Genomic DNA, 18,780 nt, shown 5'->3' with positions numbered 1-18,780 from the left:
CATTCATTGATCGTTCCAAATAATTGAACAACGCGGTGTCGAGGAGACGTCCCATGAGCGAGTTCCCGAAGAAGACCCAGGCCGACTGGCAGACCCTGGCCACCAAGGACCTGGGCGCCAACGGGACGCTCGAAGACCTCGTCTGGAAGACTCCGGAGGGTCTGGACGTCAAGGCGCTCTACACCGCCGCCGATCTGGAGGGTCTGGAACTGGACAGCCTGCCCGGCTTCCCGCCCTTCACCCGCGGCCCGCGCGCCACGATGTACGCGGTGAAGCCCTGGACGATCCGCCAATACGCCGGCTTCTCGACCGCCGAGGACTCCAACGCCTTCTACAAGGCGAACCTGAAGGCCGGGCAGATGGGCCTGTCGGTCGCCTTCGACCTCGCCACCCATCGCGGCTATGACAGCGACCACCCGCGCGTGGTCGGCGACGTGGGCAAGGCCGGCGTCGCCATCGACAGCGTCGAGGACATGAAGATCCTCTTCGACGGCATCCCGCTCGACAAGATGTCGGTGTCGATGACCATGAACGGCGCGGTGCTGCCGATCCTCGCCGGCTACATCGTCGCCGCGGAGGAGCAGGGTGTCAGCCAGGACAAGCTGAGCGGGACCATCCAGAACGACATCCTCAAGGAGTTCATGGTCCGCAACACCTACATCTACCCGCCCGAACCCTCGATGCGGATCATCGCGGACATCATCGAGTATACGGCGCTGAACATGCCGAAGTTCAACTCGATCTCGATTTCCGGCTACCACATGCAGGAGGCCGGGGCGACCGCGGTGCAGGAGCTGGCCTTCACCATCGCCGACGGCCTCGAATACGTCCGCGCCGCCATGTCCAAGGGGCTGCCGGTCGACAAGTTCGCGCCGCGCCTGTCCTTCTTCTTCTCCATCGGCATGAACTTCTTCATGGAGATCGCCAAGCTGCGCGCCGCGCGCCTGCTGTGGTCGACGCTGATGAAGCAGAAGTTCGACCCGAAGGACGCCCGCTCGCTGGCGCTGCGCACCCATTGCCAGACCTCCGGCGTCAGCCTGACCGAGCAGGACCCCTACAACAACGTCATCCGCACCACCATCGAGGCGATGGCCGCCGTGCTGGGCGGCACCCAGTCGCTGCACACCAACGCCTTCGACGAGGCGCTGGGGCTGCCGACGAAGTTCTCCGCCCGGATCGCCCGCAACACCCAGCTCATCATCGCCGAGGAGTCGGGCGTCACCAACGTGGTCGATCCGCTGGGCGGTTCCTACTACATCGAGAATCTGACCCACAGCCTCGCCAACGCCGCGCTCGATCTCATCAACAAGGTCGAGGATCTCGGCGGCATGACCAAGGCGGTGGACAGCGGCATGCCCAAGCTGCTGATCGAGGAGGCCGCCGCCCGCCGGCAGGCCCGCGTCGACCGCGCCGAGGAGGTGATCGTCGGCGTCAACAAGTACCGTCCGGAAAACCCCGAGATGGTCGATGTGCTGGACATCGACAACAGCGCGGTGCGCGAGTCCCAGATCGCCCGCCTGAACAGCGTGCGCGCCAACCGCGACGACGCCAAGTGCCGCGCCGCCCTGGAGGCCTTGACCAAGGCCGCCACGGAGAAGTCCGGCAACCTGCTGGCCCTGGCGGTCGAGGCGACCCGCGCCCGCGCCACGGTCGGCGAGATATCCGACGCGCTGGAGAAGGCCTTCACCCGCCATGTCGCGGTCATCCGCTCCGTCTCCGGCGTCTACGGCGCCGCCTACGAGGGCGACGAGGGCTTCAGGAAGATCCAGGAGGAGGTGTCCGCCTTCGCCACCGAGGAGGGCCGCCGCCCGCGCATCCTCGTCGTGAAGATGGGCCAGGACGGCCACGACCGCGGCGCCAAGGTGATCGCCACCAGCTTCGCCGATATCGGCTTCGACGTGGACATCGGGCCGCTGTTCCAGACCCCGGAGGAGGCCGCCCGCCAGGCGGTGGAGAACGACGTGCACGTCATCGGTGTGTCGTCCCAGGCCGCCGGCCACAAGACGTTGGTCCCGCAACTGGTCGAGGAACTGCGCCGCCAGGGCGCCGGAGACATCCTCGTCGTCTGCGGCGGCGTGATCCCGCCCCAGGACTACGACTACCTCTACAAGGCGGGGGCCGCCGCCATCTACGGCCCCGGCACCAACATCCCGAAGGCCGCCTCCGACATCCTGGCCATCCTGCGCAAGCAGAAGGCCGCGGCGTAACCGGTGTGGAGGGGCGGGCCTCGCTCTCTCCCAGCGGGGACTGGACGCCATGAGGAAACATGCGCATAGTCTTTGCGCATGTTTTTTCGTTGGAGGGTGTTCATGGCGCGCGGATCAGTCCAGAGGAAGCCCACCAACGTCTCGGCCCGGCCCGATCTGATCGCCGAAGCGAAGAGCTTGGGCATCAACCTGTCGCAAGTCTTCGAAGCCGCTGTCGAGCAGTCGGTGAAGGACGCGAAGCGGGAGCGCTGGATCGAAGAGAACCGATCGGCCTTTGATTCCTACGATTCCTACGTGGAAAAGCACGGCGTGTTCAGCACCGGGAAGCGGATGTTCTGATGCGTTTCCTGGATGTCTGCCGGAATCCGAATGCCGCGGGCCGGCCGGATCACCCGGTTCCATTTCTTCTTGTCGTTCAGGGAAATCACGTGGCGGTGCGTTCCACGCGCGTCGTCATCCCTCTCGTTCGGGCTTCGGAAGCGGGAACGCCCATCCGTGATATCATGCCGGTGTTCGACATTCAGGGCGAACGGCTGGTTGCCATGACGTCGCAGATTGCGGGCATTCCAGTGACCGACATCGGCGATGTGGTGATGAGCATGTCCGGTCGGCACCACGATGTCCGGCGCGCCATCGACGTGCTGACCGGCGATTTGTGAGCGGTTGGACGTCACCCCCCATGCCCATCACCGCCGAAACCGACCTCTACGCCCCGGTCAAAGCCTTCCTCGAAGCCCAGGGCTACGACGTGAAGGCCGAGATCCACGGCTGCGACCTCGTCGCGGTGCGCGGGGCCGAGCCGCCGCTGATCGTCGAGTTGAAGAAGCGCTTCACCCTGGACCTGCTGCTTCAGGGGGTGGACCGGCTCTCCCTGACCGACACCGTCTATCTCGCCGTGCCGCAGCCGGGGCGCAAGGCCAGCGGCGCGTCGCCCCACGACAGCGGGGTGCGCAAGCTCTGCCGACGGCTGGGCGTCGGACTGCTGATCGTCGACACCGGCCGGGCCGCGGGGCATGAGGTGGAGGTTCTGCTCGACCCGGTTCCCTACAGCCCGCGCAAGGACAAGACGCGCACCGCCCGCCTGCTGGGGGAACACGCGCGCCGCCGGGGCGATCCCAACCGCGGCGGCTCCACCCGCGTGCCCATCGTCACCGCCTACCGCCAGGACGCGCTGCGCTGCGCCCGGCTGTTGCAGGCCGGGCCGCTGTCGCTGAAGGCGCTGCGCGCCGTCGGGGCGCCGAAGGACGCCGCGGCCATCCTCCAACGCAACGTCTACGGCTGGTTCGAGCGCATCGCCAAGGGAACCTATGGGTTGACCGACGCAGGCGTTCAGGGCGTGGAGACCTTCGCCCACGCGCTCGCCGCCGAATGAGCGCCCTTATCGTCCCGCCCCGCACCAGCGCCGCCAGAGCGTGCGGAAGGCGGCCTCGTAGGCGCGGGCCAGCGCCGGAACGTCGCCGAGCGGGGAGGCCGCGACACGGCTCCGTAGTTCCGCGCGCAGGACGGCCAGCGCGTCGCGATCGGCGGCCAAAGCCGCAGCGCGGGCAGCGTAGGCGGCATCGGGAGCGATCAGGTCGGACAGTCCGGCCGAAACCATGATGGCGGACCCCACCCGCGCGATTCCCAGATCCTGGGGACGGCCCGCCGGCACGATCACCGGCACCCCCATCCACAGCGCCTCGCAGGTCGTGGTGTGGCCGTTGTAGGGGGTGGGGTCCAGCCCGATGTCCACGTCGTTGTAGTCGGCGAGGTTGGCGCGGATGCCGGCTGGCGGGCGGCGAAGCTCCAGCCGGTCCGAGGACACGCCGTGGCAGGCGAACAGCGCCGTCAGGTGGGCGCGCGAGGCCGGATCGCGCATCGCCTTGTACTTCAGCAGCAGGCGGGAGTTCGGGACGGCCCTCAGCACGCCCGCCCACAGGGCCGCCGTTTCCTCGGTGATCTTGCTGGGGTTGTTGAAGGAGCCGAAGGTGATGAAGCCGTTGCGCAACGCCGGTAGCGGGCCGACCTCCGGCGCTTCCGGCGGCCCTTGATAAGCCCAGGAGAAGCGGGTCAGACGCAGCAGCGGCTCGGCGTAATGGGCTTCCTCCCCAGGCGGGGCGAGCAGGGCGTCGGTGATGCAGGCGTCGAAGCGGTCGATGCCGGTCGTCACGATGTTCACCGCCGTGGTCACCTGCACCGGCGCCGGGCGCCGGGTGAAGATGCCCAGCCGGTTGCCCGCCGTGTGGGAGGCCAGATCCACCAGAACATCCACCCCGTCCCGCCGGACCCGGGCGGCCAACTCCTCCTCGGTCAGGGCGGCCGCGTCGCACCAGCGGTCGGCCAGGGCGCGGAAGCGCTCCGTCTTGGCGTCGGGGGCGGTGGCGGTCGAATAGAAGAACAGCTCCACCGCCGACCGGTCGAAGGCGCGGAACAGCGGCTCCATGTAGAAGGAAAAGGCGTGGTTCCGGAAGTCGCCGGACACCAGCCCGATGCGCAGGCGGCGGTTCGGGTCGGGATCGTTGGCTGGAGGCGGCAGGGGCGCCGCCACCGCGAAACGCTCCGCCCAGCGCCGTGATTCCTCCAGCAGGCCCGCGCCGTCCTGACCGCTGCGGTAGAGCAGGGCGCACAGGTATCGGCTGCGCGCGTCGCGGTCGTCGGGGTCGAGCCGGACAGCCCGCTGGAGCAGCGGCAGCGATTCCTCCACCCGCCCCATCAGACCCAGCGCCCCGGCGAGGTTGCTGAACGCACCGGCATGGCCCGGCTGCACGGTCAGCGCCCGCCGAGCCGCCTCGGCCGCCGCGCCGTAACGTCCCAAGGTCTCGCAGGCGGCGGACAGGTTGACCCAACCCTCCACATGGCCCGGCTGCACGGCCAGCGCCCGCCGGCAGGCTGTGGCGCCGTCCGTGGTGCGACCGGTCTCGTCGAGCAGCAGGCCGAGGTTGCTCAAGGCTTCGGCATGGCCGGGGGCGAGCGCCAGCGTGTGGCGGAATTCCCGCATCGCTCCGCTCCGGTCACCCAGCGCATACAGCGCCGCCGCGCGGTCGAAGCGGATGCCCGCATCCTCTGGCAGCAGCCCTACCGACCGCTCCAGAAGCGCCGCGGCCTCCACACGCCGCCCGGCGTCGCGGTGGGGCCGCGCCATGATCTGCAGCAGCAGGGCGGCACGCCCCGCGGCGCGATGGTCGCCGGGCACCAGCCGCACCGCGCGCTCCAGCGCCGCGACCGCCGCTTCGCGCAAATGGGTGCCGCCGTGGGGCAGGGCGTTGCCGAAGCGGTACCAGCTCTCCGCCGCGTCGGGGGCCAGCGACAGGGCGCGGCGATGGGCGGCGGCGGCCCGTTCCGGCTGCCCCACGGCGTCGAGGATGTTGGCGAGGTTGGCGGGATAGTCCGCCGCGTCGGGGCGCAGCGCCATGGCCGCGCCGATCAGCGCCGCGCCCTGTTCCACGCGCTCGGTCTGCCCACACAGCACGCCCAGCAGATGGCGGGCGTCGGCCTGCTCGGGGGCGGCCTCCAGGATGCGCCCGTACAGGATCTCCGCTTCCGCCAACCGCCCGTTCATGTGGTGGTCGAGCGCGGCGGCGAGGGCTTCGGCTATGGTCGCCAGGGCTGGCCTCCGGTGTCCTTGGGGCGGGCGGGTCAGATGGCTTTTTCGCCCATCGCGGCCCCGCCGTCCACCGTCCGAAGAAAGGTCACTCCACGAAATCCTCGCGGCTGAGGCCGTAGCGCTTCAGCTTGTCGTAGAAGGTCTTGCGCGGAATGCTCAGCGCCTCGATGGCGGCCTTCACGCTGCCCTTTGCTCGCGCCAGTTCGCTTTCGATCAGGCTCTTCTCGAACAGGTCCACCCGCTCGGCCAACGACAGGCCAGCGCGGCCCGCCGCCATCGCCGGAGCGGTGCCGCCCACCGCGGACAGCGCGTCGTCCAGCCCGAGGACGAAGCGGTCGGCGGCGTTGCGCAGCTCGCGGACGTTGCCGGGCCAATCGTGGGCCGCCAGCCGCTGCACCTGCGCCGGGCTCGGCGCGCGGGGCTCGCGGTTGTAGCGGGCGGCGGCCTGGACGACGAAATGCTGGAACAGCAGGGGAATGTCGTCGCGGCGGTCGCGCAGCGGCGGGATGGTCACCACGACGACGTTGAGCCGGTAATAGAGGTCCTCGCGGAACTTGCCCTCGCTGGCGGCCTTGCGCAGGTCCACCTTGGTCGCGGCGACGACGCGCAGGTCCACGGGGATCAACTCGTTCGACCCGAGCGGCTCCACCACCCGCTCCTGGATCACGCGCAGGAGCTTGACCTGGAGCGACAGCGGCATGCTCTCGATCTCGTCGAGGAACAGGGTGCCTCCGCTGGCGTGCTCGATGCGCCCGACCCGGCGCTTGCCGGCCCCGGTGAAGGCCCCGGCCTCGTGCCCGAACAGCTCGCTCTCGAAGATCGCTTCGGGCATCGCCCCGCAGTTCAGGGCGACGAAGGGGTGCTTGCGCCGGCCGCTGCCGGCGTGGAGGGCGCGGGCGACCATCTCCTTGCCGGTGCCGGTCTCGCCCAGCACCAGAACGTCGGCGTCGGTGTCGGCCACCGCGGCGATGGCGGTGCGCAGCCGCTCGATCCCCGGCGTACGACCGACGATGGGCGAGGCATCCCCGGCGGGCAGCCCGGCCAGCTGGTCGCGCAGGCGCCGGTTCTCCAGAACCAGCCGGCGCTTCTCCACCGCGCGCCGCGTCACCTCGACCAGCCGGTCCGACGGAAAAGGCTTTTCCAGGAAGTCGTAGGCGCCGCGCCGCATCGCCTCCACCGCCATCGGCACGTCGCCATGGCCGGTGATCAGGATGACCGGCAGCTCGGGGTCCAGCGCCAGGGCGCGCTCCATCAGTTCCAGCCCGTCGATCTGCGGCATGCGCACGTCGGTGACCAGGGCGCCCGGCCAGTCGCGGCCGAGATGCCGCAGCGCGCGCTCCGCCCCGTCGCAGGCGGTGACGTCGAAGCCCGCCAGTTCCAGCGTCTGCTGCCCGGCGAGGCGGACGGACCGCTCGTCGTCCACGAAAAGGACGGAGCCGCCCGGGGCGATGCTGCCGGTCGTCATGTCTGGGAATCCCTACGCTTGAGGCGGATGGTGAAGAGGGCGCCGCCCTCCGGATGGTTGGCGGCGGTCAGGCTGCCGCCGAAATCCTCGACGATGCCGTGGCTGATCGACAGGCCGAGGCCGAGCCCGTCGCCCGCCTCCTTGGTGGTGAAGAAGGGCACGAAGATGCGCGGCAGGTCGGCCTCGGCGATTCCGGGGCCGCTGTCGCGGACGGTCAACACCGCTTCCTCCCCCTCCTCGGCCAGGGCGATCCGGACATGGCGGCGGGGGGAGGCGCGCATGGCGTCGGCGGCGTTGCCGATCAGGTTGACCAGCACCTGCTGCAACCGCACGTCCTCGCCGGTGACCAGCAGGGGGACTGGCGGCAGGTCGGTGTCCACCGTCACGGACTCGCGGCGCAGCCGCGCCTCCAGCAGGGCCAGCGCCTGCCCGACGGCGGCGGCGGCGGAGACGGCGCCCAGCGTGCCCGAGGCGCGCCGGGCGAAGCCCTTCAGGCTGCGGGTGATGGCGGCCATGCGGTCGGTGAGGTCGGCGATCTCCGCCAGATTGTCGCGCACCGCGTCCGGCCGTCCGCGCCCCAGCAGCACCACCGCGTTGTCGGCGAAGCTGCGGATGGCGGCCAGCGGCTGGTTGATCTCGTGCGCCATGGCGGCCGACATCTGGCCCAGTGCCGCCAGCTTCGCCGCCTGGGTCAGCTCATTCTCGGTGGCGCGCAACTCCGCCGTGGCGGCGGCCACGCGGCGCTCCAGCTCGGCCCGCGCCTCCTCCTGGATGGCCAGCCGCTCCACGAGATTCAGGCGGCGCTGGGCCAGCGCGTAGCCGGTCAGGGCGGCAAGCGCCACCACCGCGGCGGCGAGCAGCCCGGCCTGCTGGGCGCGGGTGGCGACCGGGGCGAGGCTGGTCAGGGCGTGGATCGTCCAATCGCCGCCGGGCACCGCGGCGGATTGCAGGAGGTAGCGCCGCTCCACGTTCCCTTCCCGCAGGGTGATGCGGTCGGACGCCCCGCCGAAGGCCCAGGGCAGGGTGGGGATCTCCTCGGTCGGGGCCGCCGCCGCTGCGGGCAGCGTGACCGGCAGGCGGCGGGGCAGGGCGTTGTAGCGCCAACCCTCGACGTTGGTGATGAAGACAATGCCGTCGCGGTCGGAGACCAGAACCTTCTCCCGGCCGTGCGACCAGGCGCGTTCCAGCTCCTGGAAACCGACCTTCAAGACCACGACGCCCGCTGGTCGTTGGTCTGTGCGGTTTTCCGCCACCACCCGCTGGGCCGTGTAGTAGCCGGGAACGAGCGAGGTGGTGCCAAGCGCGAAATGGTGCCCCTCCCCCTGCTCCATGGCCGACTGGAAATAGGGGCGGTAGCTGAAGTTCTGCCCGACGAAGCTGGGTGCGGCGTTCCAATTGCTGGCCGCGACGGTGGTTCCCGCCCCGTTCATCACATAGAGGGCCGACGCCTTCAGCGTCGCGGCGATGGCCTCCAGCTTGCGGTTCAGGCGGTCCACCCGCTCCGGGTTGGGGGCGCGCAGCAGGTCGGCAACCTCGCGGTCGCGGGCGAGCACCATCGGCACGGCGGCGTGCCGCTCCAACTCCGTCCGCAGGTTGGATTCGTACAGCGACAGCTGCGCTGACCCCTGTTCGCGCAAGGATTCGCCGGCGTTGTCCGCCGCCAAACCCGCGGCCACCGCCGCGGCCAGCGGCATGCCGACGACCAGCACGGCCAGCATCACCCGCCGCGGACGGGCGAACAGGACGGGCAGCCGCCGGGCGACCCAGTCGCGGCTTTGCGAAAATGTCCAGCGGGTGGGGGCGATCCTAACCAACGGTCCTCAATTCATGCTGCGTCGCAACAAGAGGTCTTGATGTGCGGATTTTCGCACATGGATTCCGCCCCTGTCGTGCGGATTCTGACCCACGCCTTTTGTCAGAGCGCTGCGATTCCTCGTTTTTATTTTTGGCACACCGCTTGCTTGGAGAGAGGCATGACGGGCAGGCCGCCGACCGCGAGACAAGAGCGGCAGCCCATTTCAGGAACGCCACGAGGAGACGATCATGCACGCCCAAGGGCAGCCCCAGAAAAAGCCATTCTATACGAACCTGACTGTCCAGGTTCTCACCGCGATCACCATCGGCATTCTGCTCGGCCATTTCTATCCGGCTCTTGCGGTGCAGATGAAGCCCTTGGGCGACGTCTTCATCAAGATGATCAAAATGGTCATCGGCCCGATCGTCTTCCTGACCGTGGTCACCGGCATCTCCTCGATCGGCGACATGAAGAAGGTCGGCAAGGTCGGCGGCAAGGCGATCCTGTATTTCGAGATCGTCACCACCTTCGCCCTGGGTCTCGGCCTGCTGGTCGTCAATCTGGTGAAGCCGGGCGCGGGGATGAACATCCAGGCCGGCTCGCTGAAGGCCGACGCCGTCGCCAAATACGCCACCGAGGCGCAGAACCACACCACCATCGACTTCCTGGTCAACATCGTCCCGGACAACGTCGTCGGCGCCTTCGTCAAGGGCGACATGCTGCAGATCCTGTTCTTCGCGGTGATCTTCGGCGTCGCGCTGTCCGCCATGGGCCAGAAGGGCAAGGTGGTCGAGGACATGTTCGAGAAGGTGTCGCACGCCATGTTCGGCGTGATCGGCATCCTGATGCGCGTCGCCCCGCTGGGTGCGTTCGGCGCGATGTCCTTCACCATCGGAAAGTACGGCGTGTCGTCGCTGACTTCGCTCGGCCAGCTCATGGCGGCGGTCTACATCACGATGGCGCTGTTCGTCTTCGTCGTGCTGGGCAGCATCGCCCGGCTGTACAACTTCAACCTCCTGACCTTCCTGCGCTACATCAAGGACGAGCTGCTGATCGTGCTCGGCACCTCCTCGTCGGAGTCCGTGCTGCCGCGCATGATGGAGAAGATGCAGAAGTTCGGCTGCTCCAAGCATGTGGTCGGCCTCGTCATCCCGACCGGCTACTCCTTCAACCTGGACGGCACCTCGATCTACCTGTCGATGGCCGCGATCTTCATCGCCCAGGCCTTCAACATCGACCTGACGATCTGGCAGCAGCTCACCATCCTGGGCCTGCTGATGCTGACCTCGAAGGGTGCTGCGGCGGTCACCGGCGGCGGCTTCGTGACGCTGGCGGCCACGCTGTCGGCCACCGGCCACCTGCCGATCGAAGGTCTGGCGCTGCTGCTGGGCGTCGACCGCTTCATGTCGGAAGCCCGCGCCATCACCAACCTGATCGGCAACGGCGTCGCCACCATCGTGGTCGCCAAGATGGAAGGCGAATTCGACGAGAGCAAGGCGGTCGCCGAATACCAGGAGCACTTCAAGGAACCGGCCCTGGCCCGCATCTGAGGCGGGGGCGGGCTCCGGTTCCCGGTGGTGAAAAGGAAGGGGTGGTCCGCCGCGGGCTGCCCCTTTCCCATTCCGGTGCTCGGGTAATTCGGGTATAAGCCGAAGGGGAAACAGTTCGTCGTTCGGCAAATTAACTGAAATCAAGTTAAAAGGGGAGAGGACGTATGTCCGGCGACTTCGACGCGATGGCGCTTGAGTACCACCGGAATCCGAAGCCCGGTAAGTTGGCGATCGTCGCCACCAAGCCCATGGCGAACCAGCGCGACCTCGCGCTGGCCTATTCGCCGGGCGTGGCCGCGGCGTCCAGCGCCATCGCCGCCGACCCGGCCCAGGCCGCGGAACTGACGGCCCGCGCAAACCTCGTGGCGGTCATCACCAACGGCACGGCGGTTTTGGGTCTGGGCGACATCGGCCCGATGGCCGCCAAGCCGGTCATGGAGGGCAAGGCCGTCCTCTTCAAGAAGTTCGCCGGCATCGACTGCTTCGACCTGGAGTTGAACGAGAAGGACGTCGACGGTCTGGTGGACACCATCGTCCGCCTGGAGCCGACCTTCGGCGCCATCAACCTGGAGGACATCGCCGCCCCGGCCTGCTTCGAGGTGGAGCGCCGCTGCCGCGAGCGGATGAAGATCCCGGTCTTCCACGACGACCAGCACGGTACCGCCATCGTGGTGGGTGCGGCCGTCCTGAACGGGCTGAAGCTGGTCGGCAAGGACATCGCCACCGTCAAGGTCGTCTCCACCGGCGGCGGGGCCGCGGGCATCGCCTGCCTGGACCTGATGCTCAGCCTGGGCGTGAAGCGCGAGAATGTCTGGCTGGTCGACCGCATCGGCGTGGTCCACAAGGGCCGCAACGAGGAGATGAACCCCTACAAGGACGCCTACGCGCAGGAGACGGACGCCCGCGTGCTGAACGACGTCATCGACGGGGCGGACATCTTCCTCGGCCTGTCGGGCGCCAAGGTGCTGAAGCCGGAGATGCTGACCCGCATGGCCGACAGGCCGCTGGTGCTGGCGCTGGCCAACCCGGAGCCGGAGATCATGCCGGACCTCGCCCGGCAGGCGCGCCCCGACGCCATCATCGCCACGGGGCGGTCGGATTTCCCCAATCAGGTCAACAACGTCCTCTGCTTCCCCTTCATCTTCCGCGGCGCGCTGGACGTCGGCGCGACGACGGTGAACGAGGAGATGAAGATCGCCGCCACCCACGCCATGGCCAGCCTCGCCCAGGCCGAGCCGTCGGACGTGGTGGCCGCCGCCTATGTCGGCGAGAACCTCCGCTTCGGCCCGGACTACATCCTGCCCAAGCCCTTCGATCCGCGTCTGGTGATCGAAGTGTCCTCGGCGGTCGCCAAGGCCGCCATGGAGTCAGGCGTGGCGACGCGGCCGATCGTCGATTTCCGCGCCTACCGCGACAGCCTCGGCCAGTATGTCTTCCGCTCCGGCCTCGTCATGAAGCCGGTCATCACCAAGGCGAAGGCGGCGCCCAAGCGCATCGTCTACGCGGAGGGCGAGGAACCGCGCGTCCTGCGCTGCGCCCAGGTGGTGGTGGACGACGGCATTGCCCATCCGGTGCTGCTGGGCCGCGCCGACGTGATCGAGCGGACGATCGCCGACATGGGCCTGCGCATCCGCATCGGCAAGGACGTGGAGGTGATCGAGGCCGCCCGTGACCTGCGCTGCCACAACTACGCCGAGGTCTACCGGCAGCTGATGGGCCGCCGCGGCGTGTCGCCGGCCAACGCGCTGAACGTCGTGCGCACCCAGCCGAGCGTCTTCGGCGCGCTGATGGTCCGCCGGGGCGAGGCCGACGGCATGGTCTGCGGCACCTCGGGCCGCTACGGCGACCACTTCAACCACGTCATGGACGTGATTGGCCTGCGCAAGGGCGTGAAGGTGGCCGGCGCGATGAACGGCCTGATCTCGCAGAAGGGCACGCACTTCATCTGCGACACCTACGTCAACCACGATCCGACCGCCGAGCAGGTGGCCGAGATCGCCCGGCTGGCGGCGGAAGAGGTGAAGCGCTTCGGCATCGAGCCGAAGGTGGCGCTGCTCTCCCACTCCAACTTCGGCAGCGCGGACACCCCGTCGGCCCGCAAGATGCGGCTGGCCTACCAGCTCATTGCCGAGGAGAATCCCGACCTGGAGGTGGACGGCGAGATGCACGCCGACGCCGCCCTGTCGGAGGTGCTGCGCAAGGGCGTGCTGCCCGACAGCCGCCTGAAGGGCGAGGCGAACCTGCTGGTCATGCCGACCCTGGACGCCGCCAACATCGCCTTCAACATGCTGAAGATCATGGCCGACGCGCAGAATGTCGGGCCGATGCTGCTGGGCGCCGCGCGCCCCGTGCACATCGTCACCCCGTCGGTCACCACGCGCGGTCTGGTCAACATGACGGCGGTGGCGGTGGTCGACGCCCAGCTCGCCGCCCCGGTCAACGCTGCCCCGCGTCCCCCGGCGCTGCAGGACGGCGAGGACTGAGCGACCGCGACCGCGGAACCGGACGGTGCTTGCGCCGCTCCGGTCCCGCGGGCCACTCTGCCGGGATGAGTCCCGACGTCCCTTTCGGCAACGACCTGCCCACCCTGACGGCGTCGGCCGCCCGCCACCACGCGCAGGGACGGCTGGCCGAGGCGGTGACCGCCTACACCGACGCCTTGCGGCTGGACCGGCGCGACCCGGCGCTGCTCTGCGGCTTCGGGCTGGTTCTGCGCGATCTCGGACAGATTGACGGGGCCGCCACATGCTTCGAGGCGGCCTTCGCTCTTGATCCCGCGTGCGTGGACGCGGCGGACAGCCTGGGCACGCTGCGCGCCGGGCAAGGCCGCCTTGCGGAGGCCGAAGCCTGCCACCGCGCCGCGCTGGCCCGCGGCGGCGACCGGGCACCGATCTGGAACAATCTGGCAAACGCGCTGAGCCGGCAAGGGCGTGCGGCGGCGGCCCTGACGGCGTGGCAACGCGCCGTCCTGCTCGACCCGGCCTTGCCGGAGGGGTGGTCCAACCTCGGCGGCGGGCTGCGCGACGCGGAGCGGTTGGACGAGGCCGAGCGGGCGCACCGCCGCGCCCTGCGGCTGATGCCGGACGAACCGCAGGCCAACAACAATTTCGGCCACGCGCTGCAGGCGCGGCTCCGCCATACGGAAGCGGCCCGCTGGTTCCGGCGCGCCCTGACGCTCGACCCCGGCTATGCGGCAGCACTCTGCAATCTCGGTTTGGCGGTGCAGCGCCTGGGCGACGGGGGGCTGGCGGAGCGTTTGTACGGGTGGGCGTTGCGCGTGGCTCCCGATCTGGCGCTGGCCCATTTCAACCGCGGCCTGCTGCGGCTGGAGCGCGGCGCGCTGGCGGAGGGCTGGGCCGGATATGGGTGGCGCTTCGCGTCCGGTCAGGCGGGTGGGGCGCGGCAGCCGCGGATGCCCGCCTGGCGGGGCGAGGATCTGGCGGGAAAGCGCCTGCTGATCTGGGGCGAGCAGGGGGTCGGCGACACCATCCTGTTCTCCTCCCTCTGCGCGGAGGCCATCGCCCGCGCCCGCTCCGTGGTGATCGAAACCGACCGGCGGCTGGTGCCGCTGTTCGCCCGCTCCTTTCCCGCCGCGCTGGTCCGTCCCCCGATGCCCGATGCGGCGACCGTGCCCGACTGCGACCTGCACACGCCCATCGGCTCCCTGGCGCGGGTCTTCCGCCGCGAGCTGTCCGCGTTCGCCGGTGCCGCCGGCGGCTGGCTGGTGCCCGATCCGGTTCGGGTGGCGCTCTGGCGGGAGCGGGTGGCGGCGCTCGGCCCCGGCCTTCGCGTGGGGATCGGCTGGCGCAGCGCGCTGATGACCGAATCGCGCCGCGCCGCCTACAGCCGGCTCGACCAGTGGGACGCGCTGTTCGCCGTGCCGGGCGTGGTCTTCGTCAACCTCCAGTATGGCGCGTGCGAGGCCGAGCGGGTCGCGGCGGAGGCACGCTTCGGCGTCGCCATCCACCGCTGGGACGATCTCGACCTGACCGATGATTTCGACGGGACGGCGGCGCTGATGGCGAACCTGGATCTGGTGATCGCGCCTGCCACGGCGGTGGGGGAACTGGCGGCGGCGCTCGGTGTGCCGGTCTGGCGCTTCGGCGGGCGGGACTGGACCCAACTCGGCAGCGCGGTGCGCCCCTGGTTTGCGGCGCAGCGCCTGTTCCAGCCGCAGGGCGGGGAGGACATCCCTGGCGTGCTGAGGCGGATGGCCAGACAACTCGCCCGCTGCCCTATCTGAAATTTCGGCGAAAAACAATTCGCAACTTTACATGCTTTGCGGTAAAGTGAGGGTCGAGCGATCCATTCGCGCCTTCCCCGTTCGGGGGCGTGCCTGATGGGAGGGGGGTGTCATGTCAGACGCAATGGCCGGCGTTGGTCAGATGGTTGCGGACCTCAACAAGTCCGTGTCCGCGGCCGTCGAACGCCTGAACGCCCAGCGCGAGGCCGAGGCCGCCGCCGCCGGGAACGTGCAGGAGTTCCGCAAGGACGTCCGCAAGTCCTCCGTCAATACCCCCGGCTTCGCCACGGACATGGGCGTTCTCGCCAAGAACGTGACCCGCCTGAACGTGGTCGGTGCGCTGGGCGCCGACGACCCCGTCGACTTCTACAAGTTCCGCGTGACCACCAAGGGCGAGGTGACGCTGGGTCAGGTCGGCGACGAAGGGCTGCGCGTCCAGGTGATGTCCAAGTTCGGCACGGTCGTGGCCGACAGCGACAAGAGCGCCGGAAAGAACTACGACGCCTTCAAGAGCATGATGCAGGGCGAGTATGAACTCGACCGCGGCGACTACACGCTGCGCCTGACGCGCGAGAAGGGGCAGTCCGCCAAAGACCCCAAGAACTACGCGATCCAGCTCAGCATGGGCAAATACACCCAGGATTACGACACGGTCGTCAAGGCGCCGAAGAAGGGCGAAAGCCCGTTCAACCTCTCCACCGGCCAGCAGGCCATGCTGGACGGGCTGAGCCAAGCGGCGGCGAGTCTGAATTCGATCCCCACCGGCCAGTCCGGCACGCAGAAGCTGCTGGGCAGCTTCAACATGTTCGTCTGATCGAATCCTGTCCTCGACCAAAGGCCGAAGCCCTTTCCCCACCCATGGGGGAAGGGCTTTTTCCATTCGGGGCCCATGGTCCGCCCCGCTCGGTGCTCCTTCGCAGGCCCACTCCACAATCGGCGGACCTTTCGCCCGTGGGAAATGTTAAGTCAACGCTATGACCGCACCGGACCACCCGATCCTTCTCTGCCACGACTGCGGGGCACCGCACGCCCTGCCGCCGGCCATGCCCGGCCATCGCGCGGAATGCCACCGCTGCGGGGCGGTGCTGCGCCATTTCCGGACCGGCGGGCTGGGGCACGCGGTGGCCCTCGCCATCGCCTCGACGATTCTGTTCATCACCGCCAACCTGTTCCCGATCCTGACCTTCGAACTGGAGGGGCGGGCGCAGACCGCGACCCTGCTCAGCGGTTCGGTGGCGCTGTGGGACGGCGGCTACGAGGTGCTGGGCGTCCTGGTCTTCTTCGTGCTGTTCCTGGCACCGCTGGCGCAGGTTCTCGGCACGCTCTACGTCGTGATGCCGCTCGCCGCCGGGCGGACGGCGGCGCCCGGAGCGGCCTGGACCTTCCGGACGGTGGCGCGGCTGCGCCGCTGGGCGATGGCGGAGGTCTTCCTGCTCGGCCTGATCGTCGCCTATGTGAAGCTGTCCGATCTGGCGGAACTGGAGCCGGGGGCGTCGCTGGCCGCCCTGGTCGCCTTCATCCTGGTGCAGGTGTGGGGGGAGGCGTCGCTCAGCCCCTTCGAGGTGTGGGAGCGGATCGCGCCGCAAACCCGCGTGGCCCAGGCGGCCAACGCCGACCCGGAGCGGCTGACCGCCTGCCACGACTGCCATCAGGTGGTGGCCGATTCGGAAGGGCCCGGATTTAAGAGAGGGTGCCCGCGCTGCGGCGCACGGCTGCACCACCGCAAGCCGAACAGCCTGCCGCGCGGCTGGGCGCTGATTTCCGCGGCGACGATCCTCTACATTCCGGCGAACCTGCTGCCGATCATGACGGTGGTCTATTTCGGTGCCGGCCAGCCCGACACCATCCTGTCCGGTGTGGAGGCGCTGATCGCGGCGGAGATGTGGCCGGTGGCCCTGCTGGTCTTCTTCGCCAGCATCACCGTACCCGTGCTGAAGCTGGTCGGGCTGGCCTATCTGTTGTGGACGGTGCAGCGGGGCTCGCCGAAGCGGCAACGCGACCGCACGCGGCTCTACCGCCTGATCGAGGGGGTCGGGCGCTGGTCGATGGTGGACATCTTCATGATCTCGCTTCTGGCGGCCCTGGTCCAGCTGGGCGCCATCGCCACCATTCACGCGGAGCTGGGCGCCGTCGCCTTCGCCGCGGTCGTCATCATCACCATGCTGGCGTCGGAGTCCTTCGACCCGCGGCTGATCTGGGATGCGCCGTCCCGGCGGGCGCAGCGGCAGGATTCCTCCTATGACTGACCCGAATTCCTCGGTGGAGCCGGCCAGCCCGGTGATCCGCCGCCGTCGCGGCCCGCCGCTGATCTGGCTGGTGCCGCTGGTCGCCGCGCTGATCGGCGGCTGGCTGGCCTGGAGGACGCTGAACGAGCGCGGCCCGACCATCACCATCACCTTCGACACGGCGGAGGGGCTGGAGCCCGGCAAGACCCGCGTGCGCTACCGCGACGTCGATGTCGGGACGGTGCAGGGGGTGGCGGTCTCGCCCGACCTGTCGAACGTCATCGTCTCCGTGCGTATGGTGAAGGGCGCCGCCTCCTACCTCAACGACCGGACCAGCTTCTGGGTGGTCAAGCCGCGGCTGGGCTTCGGCGGCGTGTCGGGCCTCGGCACGCTGGTTTCGGGCGCCTACATCGGCATGGACCCGGGAACGGGGAACGGCAAGGCGCTCAGCGCCTTCCGCGGGCTGGAGGAACCGCCGCTGATCCGCTCCAGCTCTCCGGGCCGGCGCTTCGCGCTGCGCGCCGACCGGTTGGGCGGGCTGGGGCCGGGGGCGCCGATCTACTACCGCGGCATCCAGGTCGGCGAGGTGGTCGGCTATGAATTCTCCCAGGACTGGCAATCGCTGACCCTCCCGGTCTTCATCCACGCGCCCTACGACCGGATCGTCAGGCCCAATACCCGCTTCTGGAACGCCAGCGGCCTGTCGGTGTCCATCGGGCCGGAGGGGCCGACGGTGGCGCTGGAATCGTTGCAGTCGCTGGCGACCGGCGGGGTATCCTTCGAGACTCCCGGCCTTGGCGGACCCGGCGACGGTGGCGAGATCGCCGCGGAGGGAACGGCTTTCCCCCTCTATGAGAGCCGCAACGCCGCCAGCGACGCGCGCTTCACCCGGCGGGTGCCCTTCCTGGTGCATTTCGACGGGTCGGTGCGCGGCCTGCATCCGGGGTCGGCGGTGGAGTTCCGCGGCATCCGGGTGGGTGAGGTGACCGACATCCGCCTGGACGTGGACCCGGTGACCGGCAACGCGCGTATCCCGGTCACCCTGAACATCGAGCCGGAACGGCTGGGCGGCGAGCTGCCGGCGGCGCACGACACCGAAGCCGCCTATGCCGGCATGAAGGCGCTGGTCGAGCAGGGGCTGCGGGCGCAGTTGCGCACCGGCAACCTGCTGACCGGCGAGTTGATCGTGACGCTGGACCTGTTCCCTGACGCGCCGAAACAAACGATGATCTCCGGCGGTCCCTATCCGGAAGTGCCGTCCCAGCCGAACGTGCTCGACACGGCGACCAAAACCGCCACCGACCTGATGAACGAGCTTGCCCGCGCGCCCATCGCCGAAACGGTGGTGGAGCTGCGCTCGACCATCCAGAAGGCCGGCGCCCTGATCGGCTCGCCGGAGGTGGCGCAGGCCATGGGCTCGCTCAGCCGGTCGCTGGCGGAGCTGGAGAAGACGACGCAGGCGCTGGGCAGCGAGGGCGAACCGACCATCCGCGCTCTGCGCGACGTGGCGGAGAACACCTCCAAGCTGGTCCGGCAGGCCGAAAAGACGCTCAGCAGCACGGACGGGCTGGTGAACTCGTCCCGCCCCGCCGTCAGCGACCTGCAGGGGCTGGTGCGCGAATTGACCGCGGCGGCCCGCTCCCTACGTGGACTGACCGACTATCTCGAACGCCATCCCGAAGCCCTGATCCGGGGCAAACGCGGTTGAGGAC

General features: G+C 69.3%; 13 protein-coding genes. 10 read left to right on the top strand and 3 right to left on the bottom strand.

Features of this window, described 5'->3' with window-relative positions; translation table 11 throughout:
• Positions 1-53: 53 nt before the first annotated feature.
• The 4 genes from scpA (at position 54) to JJL56_RS26785 (ending at position 3,579) form a co-directional block, all read left to right on the top strand.
• Positions 54-2,207, top strand: coding sequence for a methylmalonyl-CoA mutase (gene scpA / locus JJL56_RS26800; protein ID WP_145629031.1), 2,154 nt, complete (start codon positions 54-56; stop codon positions 2,205-2,207).
• Between the two features lie 102 nt (positions 2,208-2,309).
• On the top strand, positions 2,310-2,546 hold the full coding sequence (locus tag JJL56_RS26795) for a type II toxin-antitoxin system CcdA family antitoxin (protein WP_175429741.1): 237 nt from the start codon (positions 2,310-2,312) through the stop codon (positions 2,544-2,546).
• Positions 2,546-2,866 (top strand): CcdB family protein, encoded by a 321-nt coding sequence (locus tag JJL56_RS26790; protein WP_145629027.1) that lies wholly within the window; start codon positions 2,546-2,548, stop codon positions 2,864-2,866. The genes JJL56_RS26795 and JJL56_RS26790 overlap by 1 nt, the downstream gene beginning before the upstream one ends.
• 20 nt (positions 2,867-2,886) lie before the next feature.
• Entirely contained in the window at positions 2,887-3,579 is a 693-nt protein-coding gene (locus tag JJL56_RS26785; RefSeq protein WP_145629025.1) for a DUF2161 domain-containing phosphodiesterase, read from the top strand.
• A gap of 6 nt (positions 3,580-3,585) precedes the next feature.
• On the opposite strand, the gene JJL56_RS26780 is transcribed toward JJL56_RS26785, so the two are convergent.
• The 3 genes from JJL56_RS26780 to JJL56_RS26770 form a co-directional block, all read right to left on the bottom strand.
• Positions 3,586-5,745: a tetratricopeptide repeat protein gene (locus JJL56_RS26780; RefSeq protein WP_200486949.1), complete on the bottom strand. Its 2,160-nt coding sequence runs from the start codon at positions 5,743-5,745 to the stop codon at positions 3,586-3,588.
• Positions 5,746-5,875: 130 nt separating this feature from the next.
• Positions 5,876-7,255 carry a sigma-54-dependent transcriptional regulator gene (locus JJL56_RS26775; RefSeq protein WP_200486948.1) on the bottom strand — a complete coding sequence of 460 codons (1,380 nt, stop codon included), beginning with the start codon at positions 7,253-7,255 and terminating at the stop codon, positions 5,876-5,878.
• The gene (locus tag JJL56_RS26770) at positions 7,252-9,069 is read right to left on the bottom strand and encodes a sensor histidine kinase (protein WP_247891280.1); all 1,818 of its coding nucleotides are present in this window, start codon (positions 9,067-9,069) and stop codon (positions 7,252-7,254) included. The genes JJL56_RS26775 and JJL56_RS26770 overlap by 4 nt, the downstream gene beginning before the upstream one ends.
• A 229-nt stretch (positions 9,070-9,298) precedes the next feature.
• Here JJL56_RS26770 and JJL56_RS26765 point away from each other — a divergent pair, with 229 nt between their 5' ends.
• The 6 genes from JJL56_RS26765 to JJL56_RS26740 all read left to right on the top strand — a co-directional run bounded on the left by JJL56_RS26765 (position 9,299) and on the right by JJL56_RS26740 (position 18,776).
• Positions 9,299-10,600 carry a dicarboxylate/amino acid:cation symporter gene (locus JJL56_RS26765; protein WP_200486947.1) on the top strand — a complete coding sequence of 434 codons (1,302 nt, stop codon included), beginning with the start codon at positions 9,299-9,301 and terminating at the stop codon, positions 10,598-10,600.
• A 164-nt stretch (positions 10,601-10,764) separates the two neighbouring features.
• Positions 10,765-13,083 carry an NADP-dependent malic enzyme gene (locus JJL56_RS26760; protein WP_145629017.1) on the top strand — a complete coding sequence of 773 codons (2,319 nt, stop codon included), beginning with the start codon at positions 10,765-10,767 and terminating at the stop codon, positions 13,081-13,083.
• Between the two features lie 65 nt (positions 13,084-13,148).
• Positions 13,149-14,843: a tetratricopeptide repeat protein gene (locus JJL56_RS26755; protein ID WP_200486946.1), complete on the top strand. Its 1,695-nt coding sequence runs from the start codon at positions 13,149-13,151 to the stop codon at positions 14,841-14,843.
• 112 nt (positions 14,844-14,955) lie between these two features.
• The gene (locus JJL56_RS26750) at positions 14,956-15,657 is read left to right on the top strand and encodes a hypothetical protein (RefSeq protein ID WP_145629013.1); all 702 of its coding nucleotides are present in this window, start codon (positions 14,956-14,958) and stop codon (positions 15,655-15,657) included.
• Between the two features lie 160 nt (positions 15,658-15,817).
• Positions 15,818-17,089: a paraquat-inducible protein A gene (locus JJL56_RS26745; RefSeq protein ID WP_200486945.1), complete on the top strand. Its 1,272-nt coding sequence runs from the start codon at positions 15,818-15,820 to the stop codon at positions 17,087-17,089.
• Positions 17,082-18,776: a PqiB family protein gene (locus JJL56_RS26740; protein WP_247891279.1), complete on the top strand. Its 1,695-nt coding sequence runs from the start codon at positions 17,082-17,084 to the stop codon at positions 18,774-18,776. The genes JJL56_RS26745 and JJL56_RS26740 overlap by 8 nt, the downstream gene beginning before the upstream one ends.
• Positions 18,777-18,780: the final 4 nt, after the last annotated feature.

Source organism: Azospirillum aestuarii (genome assembly GCF_016632405.1).
Taxonomy (GTDB): domain Bacteria; phylum Pseudomonadota; class Alphaproteobacteria; order Azospirillales; family Azospirillaceae; genus Azospirillum; species Azospirillum aestuarii.
The sequence above is the reverse complement of the archived record's forward strand: the minus strand, read 5'-3'. Positions and strand labels throughout refer to the sequence as shown.

Excerpts from the sequence above, each read along its gene's own strand:
- scpA (WP_145629031.1), top strand. The coding sequence starts at position 54 with ATGAGCGAGTTCCCGAAGAAGACCCAGGCCGACTGGCAGACCCTGGCC.
- JJL56_RS26795 (WP_175429741.1), top strand. The coding sequence starts at position 2,310 with ATGGCGCGCGGATCAGTCCAGAGGAAGCCCACCAACGTCTCGGCCCGG.
- JJL56_RS26790 (WP_145629027.1), top strand. The coding sequence starts at position 2,546 with ATGCGTTTCCTGGATGTCTGCCGGAATCCGAATGCCGCGGGCCGGCCG.
- JJL56_RS26785 (WP_145629025.1), top strand. The coding sequence starts at position 2,887 with ATGCCCATCACCGCCGAAACCGACCTCTACGCCCCGGTCAAAGCCTTC.
- JJL56_RS26780 (WP_200486949.1), bottom strand. The coding sequence starts at position 5,745 with ATGAACGGGCGGTTGGCGGAAGCGGAGATCCTGTACGGGCGCATCCTG.
- JJL56_RS26775 (WP_200486948.1), bottom strand. The coding sequence starts at position 7,255 with ATGACGACCGGCAGCATCGCCCCGGGCGGCTCCGTCCTTTTCGTGGAC.
- JJL56_RS26765 (WP_200486947.1), top strand. The coding sequence starts at position 9,299 with ATGCACGCCCAAGGGCAGCCCCAGAAAAAGCCATTCTATACGAACCTG.
- JJL56_RS26760 (WP_145629017.1), top strand. The coding sequence starts at position 10,765 with ATGTCCGGCGACTTCGACGCGATGGCGCTTGAGTACCACCGGAATCCG.
- JJL56_RS26755 (WP_200486946.1), top strand. The coding sequence starts at position 13,149 with ATGAGTCCCGACGTCCCTTTCGGCAACGACCTGCCCACCCTGACGGCG.
- JJL56_RS26750 (WP_145629013.1), top strand. The coding sequence starts at position 14,956 with ATGTCAGACGCAATGGCCGGCGTTGGTCAGATGGTTGCGGACCTCAAC.
- JJL56_RS26745 (WP_200486945.1), top strand. The coding sequence starts at position 15,818 with ATGACCGCACCGGACCACCCGATCCTTCTCTGCCACGACTGCGGGGCA.
- JJL56_RS26740 (WP_247891279.1), top strand. The coding sequence starts at position 17,082 with ATGACTGACCCGAATTCCTCGGTGGAGCCGGCCAGCCCGGTGATCCGC.